The sequence below is a fragment of the Bacillus sp. WC2507 genome, from assembly GCF_052656125.1.
On record NZ_JBQXPN010000001.1, the window covers coordinates 5,132,918 to 5,148,144 of the forward strand.

Annotated in this window: 14 protein-coding genes; 2 read left to right on the forward strand and 12 right to left on the reverse strand. The window is 35.6% G+C overall.

Annotation, left to right across the window (positions count from 1 at the left end):
- Nucleotides 1–14 precede the first annotated feature (14 nt).
- The 11 genes from pflB to ACUN28_RS27060 all read right to left on the reverse strand — a co-directional run bounded on the left by pflB (nt 15) and on the right by ACUN28_RS27060 (nt 12,947).
- Complete coding sequence (gene pflB, locus ACUN28_RS27010; RefSeq protein ID WP_016089427.1) at nt 15–2,264, reverse strand: formate C-acetyltransferase; 2,250 nt, start codon at nt 2,262–2,264, stop codon at nt 15–17.
- A 339-nt stretch (nt 2,265–2,603) separates the two neighbouring features.
- Nucleotides 2,604–4,151, reverse strand: coding sequence for a glycosyltransferase family 2 protein (locus ACUN28_RS27015; RefSeq protein ID WP_016089428.1), 1,548 nt, complete (start codon nt 4,149–4,151; stop codon nt 2,604–2,606).
- The gene (locus ACUN28_RS27020) at nt 4,144–5,109 is read right to left on the reverse strand and encodes an NAD-dependent epimerase/dehydratase family protein (RefSeq protein ID WP_016089429.1); all 966 of its coding nucleotides are present in this window, start codon (nt 5,107–5,109) and stop codon (nt 4,144–4,146) included. Before ACUN28_RS27020 ends, ACUN28_RS27015 begins: the two co-directional genes overlap by 8 nt.
- Entirely contained in the window at nt 5,106–6,350 is a 1,245-nt protein-coding gene (locus tag ACUN28_RS27025) for a nucleotide sugar dehydrogenase (protein ID WP_016137012.1), read from the reverse strand. The genes ACUN28_RS27020 and ACUN28_RS27025 overlap by 4 nt, the downstream gene beginning before the upstream one ends.
- Nucleotides 6,340–7,887: a glycosyltransferase gene (locus tag ACUN28_RS27030; RefSeq protein WP_033660246.1), complete on the reverse strand. Its 1,548-nt coding sequence runs from the start codon at nt 7,885–7,887 to the stop codon at nt 6,340–6,342. Before ACUN28_RS27030 ends, ACUN28_RS27025 begins: the two co-directional genes overlap by 11 nt.
- 13 nt (nt 7,888–7,900) lie before the next feature.
- On the reverse strand, nt 7,901–8,095 hold the full coding sequence (locus tag ACUN28_RS27035) for a hypothetical protein (RefSeq protein WP_000899482.1): 195 nt from the start codon (nt 8,093–8,095) through the stop codon (nt 7,901–7,903).
- 16 nt (nt 8,096–8,111) lie between these two features.
- A complete protein-coding gene (locus tag ACUN28_RS27040; RefSeq protein ID WP_016137010.1) occupies nt 8,112–8,513 on the reverse strand; it encodes a hypothetical protein in 402 nt (133 codons plus the stop codon).
- Between the two features lie 167 nt (nt 8,514–8,680).
- A complete protein-coding gene (locus ACUN28_RS27045; protein ID WP_016137009.1) occupies nt 8,681–9,496 on the reverse strand; it encodes a hypothetical protein in 816 nt (271 codons plus the stop codon).
- Nucleotides 9,497–9,684: 188 nt separating this feature from the next.
- Nucleotides 9,685–10,926, reverse strand: coding sequence for a serine hydrolase domain-containing protein (locus ACUN28_RS27050; protein WP_033660243.1), 1,242 nt, complete (start codon nt 10,924–10,926; stop codon nt 9,685–9,687).
- A 263-nt stretch (nt 10,927–11,189) separates the two neighbouring features.
- Nucleotides 11,190–12,692 carry an N-acetylglucosamine-specific PTS transporter subunit IIBC gene (nagE, locus tag ACUN28_RS27055; RefSeq protein ID WP_016137008.1) on the reverse strand — a complete coding sequence of 501 codons (1,503 nt, stop codon included), beginning with the start codon at nt 12,690–12,692 and terminating at the stop codon, nt 11,190–11,192.
- Nucleotides 12,693–12,833: 141 nt separating this feature from the next.
- The gene (locus ACUN28_RS27060) at nt 12,834–12,947 is read right to left on the reverse strand and encodes a transcriptional regulator (RefSeq protein WP_080118111.1); all 114 of its coding nucleotides are present in this window, start codon (nt 12,945–12,947) and stop codon (nt 12,834–12,836) included.
- Nucleotides 12,948–13,016: 69 nt separating this feature from the next.
- On the opposite strand from ACUN28_RS27060, the gene glsA reads away from it, so the two are divergent.
- Both glsA and ACUN28_RS27070 read left to right on the forward strand, forming a co-directional pair.
- Nucleotides 13,017–13,946 carry a glutaminase A gene (glsA, locus tag ACUN28_RS27065; RefSeq protein WP_016089435.1) on the forward strand — a complete coding sequence of 310 codons (930 nt, stop codon included), beginning with the start codon at nt 13,017–13,019 and terminating at the stop codon, nt 13,944–13,946.
- Nucleotides 13,947–14,122: 176 nt separating this feature from the next.
- Nucleotides 14,123–14,464 (forward strand): DUF3969 family protein, encoded by a 342-nt coding sequence (locus ACUN28_RS27070; RefSeq protein ID WP_000766602.1) that lies wholly within the window; start codon nt 14,123–14,125, stop codon nt 14,462–14,464.
- A 122-nt stretch (nt 14,465–14,586) separates the two neighbouring features.
- Here the strand turns inward: ACUN28_RS27070 and ytaF are convergent, their stop codons facing one another.
- A complete protein-coding gene (ytaF, locus tag ACUN28_RS27075; RefSeq protein WP_016089436.1) occupies nt 14,587–15,198 on the reverse strand; it encodes a sporulation membrane protein YtaF in 612 nt (203 codons plus the stop codon).
- Between the last annotated feature and the right edge of the window lie 29 nt (nt 15,199–15,227).

Sequence of the window (15,227 nt, forward strand, 5' to 3'; positions counted from 1 at the left end):
GACACCTTTTTCACTTACATGCTTTCATGCATTGTACGGTTAATTACATCAATTTGTTGTTCACGAGTTAATTTAATAAAGTTTACAGCGTAACCAGATACGCGAATTGTTAATTGTGGATATTTTTCAGGATGTTCCATTGCATCCATTAATGTTTCACGGTTAAATACGTTAATATTTAAGTGATGGCCTTCTTTTACTGCATAACCATCAAGCATTGATACTAAGTTACGTACTTGTACATCATCTTCTTTACCAAGTGCTTTTGGAATAATAGAGAATGTATTAGAAATACCATCTTGTGCATCTTCATATGGTAATTTAGCTACAGATAATAATGAAGCTAATGCACCTTTTGTATCACGTCCATGCATAGGGTTCGCACCTGGTGCAAATGGTTCTCCAGTACGGCGACCATCTGGAGTGTTACCAGTTTTCTTACCGTATACAACGTTAGATGTGATTGTTAAGATTGACATTGTATGAACAGAATTTCTGTATGTTTTATGTTTACGAAGTTTATTCATAAATGTTTTCACAAGATTTACAGCGATTTCATCTACACGATCATCATTGTTACCGTATTTAGGGAAATCTCCTTCGATTTCAAAATCAACTGCAATACCGTTTTCATCGCGAATTGGTTTTACTTTTGCGTGTTTAATTGCACTTAAAGAGTCTGCTACTACAGATAGACCCGCGATACCTGTTGCCATTGTACGAAGAACATTTGTATCATGAAGTGCCATTTCAATACGTTCATAGCTATATTTATCGTGCATGTAGTGAATAACATTTAATGTGTTTAAGTATAGACCCGCTAACCATTCCATTGTCATATCAAACTTATGCATAACTTCTTCATAATCTAATACTTCAGAAGTAATCGGTGCGTACTCAGGACCAACTTGTGCTTTAGATTTTTCATCTTTACCACCATTAATCGCATATAGTAATGCTTTTGCTAAGTTTGCACGTGCGCCGAAGAACTGCATTTGTTTACCAATTCTCATTGCAGATACACAACAAGCAATTCCGTAGTCATCGCCGTAGTCAGCACGCATAATGTCATCATTTTCATATTGAATTGCTGATGTTTTAATAGACATTTTCGCACAGTAGTTTTTAAAGTTCTGTGGTAATTGTTTTGACCAAAGAACTGTTAAGTTTGGTTCTGGAGCTGGTCCTAAATTATCTAATGTATGCAAGAAACGGAATGAGTTCTTTGTTACTAAAGGACGACCATCTAATGCCATACCACCGATAGATTCAGTTACCCAAGTTGGGTCACCAGAGAATAATTCATTATAATCAGGTGTTCTTGCAAATTTCACAAGACGTAATTTCATAATAAAGTGATCTACAATTTCTTGTACTTCTTCTTCTGTTAAAGTACCATTTGCTAAATCTCTTTCAATATAAATATCTAAGAATGTAGAAGTACGTCCAAGACTCATTGCAGCTCCGTTTTGCTCTTTAATTGCTGCCAGATATGCGAAGTATAACCATTGGAATGCTTCTTGTGCATTTGTTGCTGGCTTAGAAATATCAAAGCCATGAGAAGCAGCCATTTGTTTTAATTCTTGAAGTGCACGCATTTGCTCAGATAACTCTTCACGTAAACGCATTGTATCTTCGCTCATCACACCGCCAGTTAAATCTAAATCAGCTTTTTTCGCTTCAATTAAATGATCAATACCATATAACGCTACGCGGCGATAGTCACCGATAATACGCCCACGTCCGTATGCATCTGGAAGACCAGTAATAACGCCTGATTTACGTGCATTTCTCATTTCTGGTGTGTATGCATCGAACACGCCTTGGTTATGAGTTTTTCTCCAATCTCTAAAAATACGACTAAGTTCTTTATCCATTTCGTATCCATAAGATTCACAAGCTTGTTCCGCCATACGAATACCACCATATGGTTGTAAAGAACGTTTAAATGGTTTTTCAGTTTGGAAACCGACTACTTTTTCAATATCTTTATTTAAATATCCTGGTTCATGTGATGTAATAGAAGAAACAATTTTTGTATCCATATCAAGAACGCCACCGTTTTCACGTTCTTTCGTTGTTAAATCCATTACTTGATCCCAAAGTTGCTTCGTTGCTTCAGTTGCTCCCGCTAAGAAAGATTCGTCTCCTTCGAAAACGTTTACATTATTTAAAATGAAATCGCGAACATCAATCTCTGCTTTCCATTTTTCACCTTTAAAGTTTTCCCATGCATTTTTAACATTTTCTAATACTTGAGTCATCCTAATCTCCTCCATTTTTGATTAGTACAGGACTAAGATTTTTTATATAACAGCTTACACACTTAGAATACTACTTTTTTGCGAAAGTGAACGAAATAGTTGTGACATGTTTGTGAAATGTTGAGCAAACTACTATATACATAGTATTAACTTCACTTAAAAGTCTTTATAATTAACCCTTTCCTTAATTGTATTTTTTTGGTATCCTTATATACGAGTCCTATTTTGTAATAGAAGAACAATACCCATTGTAGAGCTGTAATACTCTTATCTCCTAATCTGTTATAGTTTTTATAACAGAACAAAAAAGTGTACATATGTTGTACACTTTTTTTGTTACTACTCTAAAACATCTCTTTTTCTATTCCCATCATAGAATCCACCACGACTGCCTTCTAATACAATTAATTGCTCCAATCCTTCTATATGATCACCTATAATTCGCAAGACAGCTGGAGGATGGCCTATTTTCGCAAAATGTTCACTGGGACGAATGCGGTTCATCTTATCGACCTCTACACGACTTACACATGCAATTTCGAATCCTGACAGAATAGCTTTCACTTGTGCTACACAAGGTGACAGTAAAGATCTATACCCGATTTCTTTCAAACACTTACGGCTAAACGCATTCGGTACAGCGATAAGAGAGCCTACTCCTAGATCTTTTCTATCACAAGCTAAATTTAATGCATATTTAAATGCAGTTACAAGATGAAGCGGTACTCTTAAATCTAAATAATGATTTAGATCATTTAATGCGACATCCATTCCATCTGCAATAGCTTTTGCGAAAGGATATAATTCCCTAGCCGGAATAACAAAGTCACCGTCTATAAACAACATAATATCCCCTTTTGCAAAATAAGTTCCAAGTGAACGCCCCACATCGTTTCCAAGTGCTTCTTTATATACAATTGTTGTTGCTCCCTTGTCTTTTGCAATCGTTGCTGTTTTATCAGACGAACCATTTACAACAACGATAATTTCAAAAGCTTCAATTTTGCGAAGCTCTTCTATAACGTTTCCAATTGTTTTCTCTTCATCTTGTACAGGAATAATGACCGATAATTGCTTTCCTTTATACAACTTAGATGTAACGCCCCATCCTTGATAAAAATCTTTGAAACTTAAAGTATGATAGACACACTCTCTTTTCCTATTTCCGTCATCATACCCTCCGCGCTCATCACTGCCTACTATCCGCTCCGCTACTGCTTCTATATGATCACCTATCATCCGTTTTTCAGATGGGGAAAGACCCGTGCCATACGCAGCGTGCTCGGTCGGACGAAATTTATTCGGGGTAATAACGTCAATTGCACAATGACGACTAATTCTCCATTTGCTTTGTACTAGGCGTAAATGAGCCACAATAGGATTAACAAAACATTCATATCCAATGCTTTGAACAACTTCTTTCGTCAACGCATGAGGTACAGATAATAAAGAATCAATTTTTAACTCTTCACACTCTAACATTGCATTTAATATTTGGCGCCATACTGTCACGGAGTGCGGTTTTTGTTTCTTTAAAAATAATGCGTCCAAATTATTTAAAACGATGTCGGCCTGATCATGTAAAATTGGATTCAGGAATAATTGTAATTTTGAAGTTTGAATAGCAAAATCTCCATCTATAAATAGTAATACATCACCTATCGCGTGTTTTGCACCAACCGCACGGCCAACATCGTTACCAAGTGAATCCTTATACCGGATTACCTTACATCCTAAACGCTCAGCGATCGCTTCTGTATTATCGTTACAACCGTTTGCTACTACAATAATCTCTACTGGATTTAATCCTTTTACCGATTGAATAACGTCTGAAATCGTATCCGCTTCATTACATACAGGTATAATAATTGATAGCGACTTAGCCATTGTTTTCTTCACGAAACCATTTAATAGTTTCTTTCAATCCTTGTTCCCACGTTACTATCGTTTCAAACTGCACAAGTTCTTTTAATTTCGTTACATCTGGTCTTCTATTTGGAATTTCTTCAAAACCATGTGGGTATACCTCTTCGAAAGGAACTTGGACAATCTTTGAAGAAGATTTCGTTAACTTTTTAATTACTTCTGCTACTTGTTTTATACTCTTTTCATTCTCAGAACCTATATTAATAATCTCACCATTTACCTTCTCATCCATCGCTCGAATCGTTGCCTCTACCGCATCACTTACATACGTAAAGCAACGTGTCTGCTTTCCATCTCCATATACGAGAATGTCTTCTCCTTGCAGTGCCGCACTGATAAATCGTGGGATTACCCCTGCATACGGACCATCTTTCGCTCTTGGGCCATAAATATTAAAATAACGAACAATCGTTACCGGTAAACCTTCTAATGCGTAGCCTAAACATAATGTTTCTTCTAACGTTTTACAAACTGCATAACTCCAACGTATTTTAGAAGTTGCCCCGTATAATCGATCCCCCTCTTCAGAGAAGGGTGGCTTTGCCTTACCATATACTTCTGAAGTAGACGCAAAGACTACTTTCTTCTTTCCTTTTAGCGCTGCTTGTAAAATGTTTCTCGTTCCATCAAAATTCGTTTCAATAAGCTCTATACTCTTTTCCATTGTCGTTTTCACACCTAAAATTGCTGCTAAATGAAACACTACATCATGTTGATTTACTAATTCATAAATAGAATTTTTATCTAAAACGCTTATTGGAATAACCCGAATTTCTTTCATTAACTCATCATGATATTTATTTTTTCCTTTATAGAAGTTATCCACAATCGTGACTTCATTTCCTCTTTTCACCAACTCTTCGGCTAAATGCGATCCAATGAATCCTGCTCCACCTGTAATTAAACATTTCTTACTCATACACTCACCTTCTTTATAATTCCACGTGTATCTATTACTCGCTTCATTCCTTTAAAAAGCTTCCAATCGATATTAGAGTGATCAGTTAAAATTAAAATACAATCCGCTTGTTTCATGACTTGTTCATTCAAAGAAACAGATTGGTACACCTTATCTCCAAATTTTGCAGAAGAAATATATGGATCGTGATATTCGATCTCATATCCTTCTTTTATTAACAATTCAATAATTGGTAAAGCCGGTGATTCTCTCAAATCATTTACATCTTTCTTATATGCAATTCCTACAATTAAAACTGATGCAGGCGATTGCACCATGCCTTTTACTTTCCGGACTATTTTCTCTGGCATTTCTTCATTAATCACATGTGCTGCTTCAATTAATTGACTAATTGTCCCATTCTTTTTTATTCTCCATTGGAAATATAAAGGATCTACTGGAATACAATGTCCCCCTATTCCTGGTCCTGGCCAATATGGGGTAAATCCAAACGGTTTTGTAGATGCAGCTTCAAGCGCCTCATAAAAATCAATTCCTAAACTTTCACATAACATATTTAACTCGTTTACTAACGAAATGTTCACTAAGCGCTGAATATTTTCAAATAGCTTACACATCTCCGCTACTTTTGGAGAGCTAACAGGAACAACTACATCGAAGATCGTGCTATATAAATCCTGTACTTTTTGTTTGCACTTTTCTGTTTGTCCACTAATTACTTTTGGAATCGTTTGAACTGAATATTGACTATTGGCTGGATCAATCCTCTCAGGAGAATATCCAATATAGAAATCTTCTCCTACCTCTTTACCTTCTTGAGAAATAATAGGAATGATAACTTCCTCAAGCGTACCTGGATATGTGGAGCTTTCGAAAATGAAGGTTTGTCCTTTTTGAAGGTTTTGTTGTATATAATGCGAAGCTGAAATGAGGGCACTTAAGTCTGGTTCTCTTTGTTCATTAATTGGAGTTGGGACAGTGACAATAACATAATCACTATTTTGAAAATCAGCAATACCTTGATCCGGTGTATTTACTATTAATTTTTTTTTAGTCAATAAACTTTGTAACAATTTAGAAGGAACATCCGGAATATAACTTTCTCCTTTTATAATTGATTCTATTTTTCTAGTATCTTTATCTAATCCAATTACTGTATGTCCTCTCTCTGCAAAATGAACTGCCAAAGGAAGGCCGACATATCCTAATCCGATAATGGCAACTGTACTACTAACATTCATCTGTATTCTCTTCTTCCTTTCTCAATTGTTGAATGATATTTCTATCCCGCTCTCCATCTGTAAAACTCCCGCGCTCATCTGTGGATTGCAATAAATATGCAATTGCCTCAAGTTGATCGCCGAAAATACGGTCAAATGCTGGAATGCGCCCATTTACAAATCCATGTTGCTCTGGGCGTACCCGATTTGTTTTTATAACATCTACAAATTCTACTGCTGTAATAGAGAATCCCTCCAAAATAGCTTTCATTTGAGCTAGTGGCGGAATGATAAGAGAATCGTATCCAATTTTCTCTATTACCTTTTTATGCATAGCATGTGGTACTGCCGTTAATGAGTTATTCCATAAATTTGGTCGTTTCGCTACTAAATTCACAAAATATTTTCCCATGCTAATTGGATCTGCCGGATGAAACATATCTAATAAACACTGTAAATCATTTAATGCCACATCATGTCCATCTTCAATAGCATGTAAAAATGGAATTAGTTTTTTTCCCGGAATAACAAAATCACCATCGACAAATAAACAAATATCGGCCGTGGCATGCATAGCTCCTATCGCTCGGGCTACATTATGTCCGAGCGCTTCCTCGAATTCAATAACGATGACATTCTCTAGCTTCGCTTGTTTAATTGTCTCAACGTCCGCTCCATTCGCAACAACTATAATTTCATCTACACCTGCTTTTTTCACTTCTTGTATAACAGATCTTATAGTCATCTTTTCTTCTGAAACTGGGATAATCGCACTATATTTCGCTTTTTCTCTTTGTAATAAAACTGGTTTATACTTTCCTATAAACTCTCTATCCCTATTTCCTTCCGAAAAGCCACCACGCTTACCATATATTTCGATTACGTATTGCAAAGCACGTAAATGATCCCCCATAATACGACTAGTCGCTTTCGGATAAGGAGAACCAGGTGATGTACCAGTATGAACAGGCCGAACTTTATTTGTGTGAATTACATCGACCGAAGCCATATCCACAATATCTACTCCTCTAGACATCGCCATCGCTTGAAATAATGCTGGATCTGCTAAATTCCACCATCCAAGCTTCTGAATAACTTCCCTACTCATCGCATGTGGAATTGCGATTAAAGATCCAACAACAAGCTCTTTCTTATTCAAATAACGATTCAACATACATTTTCCCACTGTCGTATAATGTGGTCTCATCTTTAAATAAACAGACCATGTTAAATTATTCACAACAATTTGATGGCCTTGCTGAATTCCTTTCACGAAACGTTGTAGGTCTTTATTATCAATGACGATGTCACCATCTAAAAACAATACAATTTCACCTTTTGCTTCTCTAGCTCCAATTGCCCGTCCAACATCATTGCCAAGAGAATGTTTATAATAAATTACATGGCAATGATGTTGTAACGCTATTTCTTTCGTTCCATCTGTTGATCCATTATCAACTACGATAATTTCATAAGGTTCGAGCTTCTCCACTTCTACTAAAACTTGTGATAAAGTACTCGCTTCATTATGCGCTGGAATAACAACTGATACTCTCATATTTGTATCACGCTTACCCTTCCAAGCGAACATAAGCAATAATAGGAGTACGCACAACTACATCTTCCGGTGGTCCATAAGAAGGAGAAGTACGAACACTTACTGCCCCATCTGTCACAGATAACAGAATACCCGCAACAATTTCAACCGCTGTCACAACTTGCACTAGCTCACCAACATGGTTACGCAATTCTTCAGTAAATAACATATATAAGTCTCCTTCCTTACGCTTCTTTAATTGATATAATGCTTGTAAATGGTAATAAAATTTCTGTTCCTATCCCTTCTTGCAGTGTTAAGAAATCATCACCAACTGCTACAATTACACCCGTTAACTGTCCAACTGTCACCGTAATTTCTACGTTTTCACCCAAATACTGCTCTGCAATTTCTTTAAAAGGTGATGTATTACATTCTTTTAATATGTTACAAATAATAGATTGAAATCTGCTTGATTCAATAAATTCTTCCGTAGCTTGCTTAGAGTTTCTTTGAATAAATCTCGCGAAGTTTTGTGAAAATAAAAGTCGTTCCACAGCAGGCAATAACTTATTATCTAAAAAATAATCTAATTGTCTATTAAACAATCTCGATAACTTTTTCCAATACTTACCGAACAGACACATACACTTCTCCTCCTATTATTTTTAGATTATAAAAATACATCCATACATCTTAATGTATACAAAGCAGATTTTTTTGTGATAGGTAAGACATACATTTTTTAACAAAACAATATGTTCTAATTACAAAAAAAAAGATAGATGGTATCCCATCTATCTTTATATATATATTAATTTTTAATTGTAACTATCGCAGAGACACTGTAATAAACTGCTCGTGGTAATTCTGCCTGTTCACTTATAGAAGCTGTAACAAGAGACCCTCCGCTTGCCGAAAAATACTTAACAGCTTCTAACGGAATACCGTCTTCTTTCACATCTATATGTGTTCCATCCCGCCAATCTATTTTCTGCATTGTTGCTGAAAGGTCCCCAGTCACTTTACCAAATTCTTTACCATCCACCCCTAAAAAAATCCATTCCCACTTTGTTAAACTTAGTATTTGTGTTAACTCTCCAATTTTCTTTCCATCTACATTAGAGAAAATATAGACGTTGCGTACTCCCATCTTCTTTTGAACACGCAACAATCTTTCTCCCGAGTGATTATATAAATACAATTGTTGCTTATGTAATCCCCTAAAAAGAAAAGAAAGTACAGCTTGCCATACACGTTGAATAACAAAATCATACTCTTCTTTTAAAAACCCTACTGTATTTCCATCTAATCCAAAGTACGTTATTGCTTGAAATACCCCTACCTCTTTGCGAACAACAAATTTTTGTTGCTCAAATAATTCAGAAGTCTCTATATTATAATTTTCCTGTTTAAGTATTTTTGATCTTCGTTTTTCCATAAAGCTATATATTAATAATCCAAATGCCGGTAGTACAACACCTATTAATTTTAGATTTTCTTTCTCCGAAGTGAATAGCGTCCCTTTTTTATATTCCATCAACAATGCAATTGCAACGATAATCCATACAATGATAGATACAAAGAAAATTCGTTTCGCATTACGTGCGTGATGCTTATGTATACTCATACCCCTCCTCCTTTTCCATTTATCCTGCATTAACGGGCAGTAAGACCCACACTTCAAAATTCGGCGAAAGCCAAGAAGTTAGGTGGGGGATGAAGAACCCCCCCACTGATTAAGGTTTCACTTTATTTCATTATCTCATTGCACATACACTTCCTCAATAAAAAAAGACTATCCATCAGGATAGCCTCTTACACTTCAATATTTCGCAACATCGTATAAATGTCGTTGTTCACTTTACCAAACGATTTAATGTTGTTTTGGATGTTAGATAATAAAACGACATATACACTTCCGTTTTTACTAAATCCATTTAAACAATTCCATCCTGGCATTACACCGTGATTCGAATAACTTCCCGGGTCTACATACCAACCAAATCCGTAATCCTTTTTCACGGCCGTAAACATTTGATTATAGCTCTCTTTTGAAATTAACTTTCCAGAGAATAGCGCTTCATTAAATAAATATAAATCATGTGCACTTGTATATATATCACCACAACCATATAGTTGTGACATACTTGGAATATTAGGTGTTGTCATATTGTTATTTACTATTTTATAACCTGTCGATGGAAACCTTGTTTGCTCTAACGCTTTACCGAAACCAGAATGTTTCATACCCGCAGTAGCAAAAATATGTTGTTTAATATATTCTTCTAGCGGTTGCCCACTTACCTTCTCAGCGATGTAGGCAAGTATAGAATAGTTCGAATCGGAATACTTCCATTTCTCTCCAGGACTCCCAATACGCTTTTGCTTTCCTATTCGTTTTATCAATTCTTCATGAGAAATATCCTCTGTTCCCTGCTCATACTCTGGAATTCCTGATGTATGTGTTAGTAAATGCTTTAACTGAATACCATTACCTTGAGGGAAATCTGGAATATACTTTGCAACCGTATCCTCTACGTTTAATTTACTTTGATCTTTTAATTGCATAATAGCAGTCGCTACAAACGCCTTTGAAATAGAGCCAATATAAAAAGTTGTCTCTGAATTATTCGGTACTTGTTTCTCTTTGTTCGCCATACCGTACCCTTTATTTAAAAGAACTTTTCCGTTCTTCACAATAACAGCTGTCCCACTAAATCCTGCGTTTTGTAAATATTGATCTAATTGAGCGTTTTCATTAATTTCTTGAGGTGGTCCCTCAGCAGGCTTTTCCACAGCTTGTGCTTGCTTCACTTGTTCTTCCTGCTCTTTTTGTTTTTGTGCTTCTTGCTTCTTTTTTTCTTCTTTCTTTTTTAGCTCTTCTTGTTTCTTCATTTCTGCTGCTGCTTTTAAAGTTTTTTCTTTCTTATTATCCGCAACAATTTTTGTATACATGAAATATACAACTGAAAATAGTAAGACGAGAATGATTGTTCTTTTTATGTATACAATCGGCTGACGTGCTTTCCCATTCGCATTATTTTTTTCCTGATCCATAATTGCTTTTTTCCCCTTATTTACCGATAATTTAATTCCACTACACAAGATTCATTCCAGAACTTTTTCATAGATTTTTGACATTCCATTCGACGTCATCCCTACTTTATCACGCACTGTACATATTACCAACCTATATGCATAAAAAAGAAAAAGAAAATTTACAAAAGTAAGATTCCCGTTAAATTATTAACAAAAAAAGAGGATATCCTCTAAAAAAATTGATGTCATCAATCTTTTTGGATATCCTCTTATCTTATTATTTATACGTGTTTTTTCATATCATCGGCAACAGATTCAACATTTGTACCTACGATAACTTGGACACTCGTGTTACTTAATTTCATAACACCTTTTGCACCCGCACGCTTTAATGCTGCTTCGTTTACTTGACCAGCATCTTTCACTTGTAAGCGTAGACGTGTTGCACAGTTATCAATAACAGTTAAGTTCTCTTTTCCACCTAAAGCTGCTACGTACGTTTCACCAATTGAACCTGCAACTGGCGCATCATCCTCTTCAGCTAACTCATCGTCATCTTCACGACCAGGAGTTTTCAAGTCAAACTTCTTAATTAAGAAGTAGAATACTACAAAGTAAATTACTGCGTAAATTAAACCGATTCCCGCTAGCAATACTGGTTTTGTTGCAATACCAAAGTTTAAGAAGTAATCAATTGCACCGGCACTAAATGTGAAACCATCGTGAATGCCAAGTGCTGTTGTTACAAATAAAGAAATACCTGTTAACACGGCATGAATACCATATAATACTGGTGATAAGAACATGAATGAGAATTCAATTGGTTCTGTAATACCAGTTAAAAATGAAGTTAATGCTAGACCACCTAACATACCTGTAACCATTTTACGTTTTTCTGGTTTAGCAGCTGCAATCATTGCGAAACATGCTGCTGGTAAACCGAACATCATAACTGGGAAGAAACCAGTCATAAACATACCTGCTGTTTTATCTCCTGCAAGGAAGCGAGCAATATCACCATTTACAACGTTACCTGCTGCATTTGTAAAGTCACCAAATACGAACCAGAAGTATGTGTTCATTACATGGTGTAAACCAATTGGAATTAAGAGACGGTTTAATAAACCAAATAGACCTGAACCAACTGCACCTAAATTAACAATTCCATGAGCTAATGCATCGATGCCATTTTGAATTGCTGGCCAAATTTGTGCGAATAAAATTCCTAATATTAGCATCACAACCGATGTAACAATCGGAACGAAACGTTTTCCAGCAAAGAAACCTAACCATTCTGGAAGTTTAATCTTATGGAATTTATTGTAAAGGAATCCTGCTATAACGCCGACAATAATACCACCTAAAACTTTCATATCCACTTTAGTCGATAATTCGGCTGCCTTAGATACTTGTGTCATTGTATCTGCAAGCTTAGATGGATCTACATTAGCGCTATTACCTATTAAATCTTGAACTTTGCCTAATTTATCTTGTAATTCTACAGTAGAATATCCCTTACTAAGTGCATCAATACTGTTTTTCATAACTAGATAACCAATTGCACCTGCAAGACCTGCTGCACCACTACCATCAACTGAAAGACCGATTGCAATACCAATTGCAAAAATAAGTGCTAAATTATCAAAAACTGCTGCACCGGCCTGTGCCATAACAGGAATATCAAATACATCTGGTTGCCCTAAACGAAGCAATAATCCTGCTGCTGGTAGTACGGCGATTGGAAGCATTAACGCTTTACCAATACGTTGTAAAAACTGCAACATTTTAATTCCCCCTATCAAATTTATGAAATCGTTATCATTATAAGTACGCCTTAGAAAACGCTTTCTATTTACATAACCATAATAACATATAGTTGTATAGATGTGTAGTTTTTATTTTCGAATTTTTTATGGATAAATCTCCTATTTCCAAACTGTTATATAAAAGGGAAATTCTCCTTTTTTAATACAGAAGACCCGAAACGAACGACCTACTATCGAACATGTAACTTTCGTTTTATCATTCCACTTTTTCATGTTATTATTTATTTCCGAGCATATCGGGAAAAGTAAACGTAGTTAATTCGAAATAGGAGCGTTGGTACTATGCAGTGCATTGAAACAAACAACTTACAACAGTTGTTAGAACAAGTAAAACCATATACGAAAAAAGGAAAACTTGCTACTTATATCCCCGAACTAGGAAATGCAAATCCAGATGATTTAGGGATTGCCATTTTCCATAAAGATACAGAATACATCCATGCTGGCAACTCACAAACACTATTTACTCTTCAAAGTATTTCAAAAGTAATTACACTTGCACTTGCCCTTTTAGATCGTGGTGAAGAATATGTATTTTCTAAAGTTGGAATGGAACCAACTGGTGATCCATTCAACTCTATTATTAAGTTAGAAACAACAAGCCCATCCAAACCACTTAATCCAATGATTAATGCGGGGGCACTAGCTATTACAAGCATGTTAACAGGAAAAGATAATGAAAAAAAAATGGAGCGCATCCTTCATTTTGTACGTGAAATAACAGATAATCCTACCATTAATTATTCTTCTAAAGTTGCCAATTCAGAATTAGAGACAGCTTACTTAAACCGTTCACTTTGTTACTATATGAAACAAAACGGAATTATCGATTGTGACATCGAAGAACTTATGGATTTATACACTCGTCAATGTGCAGTTGAAGTAAACTGTATCGATTTAGCACGTATCGGCTTAATTTTTGCGATGGATGGATATGATCCATATAAGAAAAAACAAATTATCCCTAAACATATTACAAAAATCTGTAAAACATTTATGGTTACATGCGGTATGTATAACGAGTCTGGTGAATTTGCGATCCGTGTTGGTATTCCTGCAAAAAGTGGTGTAGCTGGTGGCATTTTCGGCTGCGTAAAAGGAGAAATGGGAATTGGCATTTTCGGACCGGCTTTAGATGCAAATGGGAATAGTATCGCTGGTTTTAAAATTCTTGAACTTCTTTCTGCTCAAGAAGGTTGGAGCATTTTTTAATTCAGAGTTATCCTGCTATACTAGCAGGATTTTTTTATTTCATAAAAAACCTCAACTTTATTAGCTATCCATACCCTTACAAAAAACGTACTGAAACTTTCTCTATATCATGCATATTTGCTCCCCCCTCCTGAATAATATAGTACAACCTAGCGCTATATGTGGAGGTGTGAAAGATGAAACTAATATTTCAAATGGAAAAACAGCCTGTTCTTGAAAAAACAATTCTTCTTTTTATATTGAGTATTGTAGAAAGCTTGAAGTTAAAGGTGGTTTCACTCGATGAAGCTCACCGATACATATTTAATTTAGAAGTACTTGAACTACTAATGGATCGGAATATCGATGATCAAGTACTTGAACTTATTCATTTCGGAATGGGGCTTGAAGACATTCATCATGTGCTTCCTGAAGAACTTGAACATACGATCGAAGAATTAAAGTGGCTTTGTATTCAGGTTTTAAGTGAATACAGTATGCATGAAGAATCGGAACAATTAATTGAAGATATACGTTAAAAAAGCACCTATGTAGGTGCTTTAATATTTATAAAAACAGTAGCGTTTAGATAATTACGCATCCGATGTCGATATATGCAATTCATTCGAGTATTTCCGAGGAAATGCTCGAACATTGTATGTTACAATAACTGATCTATCCCAATAAGAATTAATAGCACGCCCGCAATCACAGTAGCCCATTTCCCTAAGTATTCTGCTAAAAATCGTTTTCCTACATACGCAAAACCACTAATACAAATAAAACTAAACACACCAGAAATAGTTGCTGTAAGCCACAGATTCAAGTTTGTTACCCCAGCATCAAACCCACCTGCAATATTATTAATAGACAGTGCAACTCCTAAAACAATTGCTTCTGAAAAACTAATTGTTTTAGAACCATCAAAATCTGCTTTTTCTGGATCACGTAAAATTCCCATAAGTACATTACCTTCTTTAGAGCCTACGGTATTTCTTTGCCCCAAGAAAGGCTGGCATAAAATAAACACCCCGATTATCGCTAAAACGATTGCTCCAATCAGGTTTGCCGTAAACTCTGAAATAAATAAAGCAATCCAGTTCCCAAAAAAGCCAGCTAGTAAAGTAAATAAAAAGCCAAAAAATGCGATGATAAAATTGTTAAGCCACGAAATTCGGATTTTACGAATGCCATATGCAATCCCAACACCTGCATTATCTAAATTAGAAGCAATCCCGATTAAAAAAATTGAAAATAGACCTGCCGTACTCATAAACAGTCACCCTTTCTTCTCACTTTTCA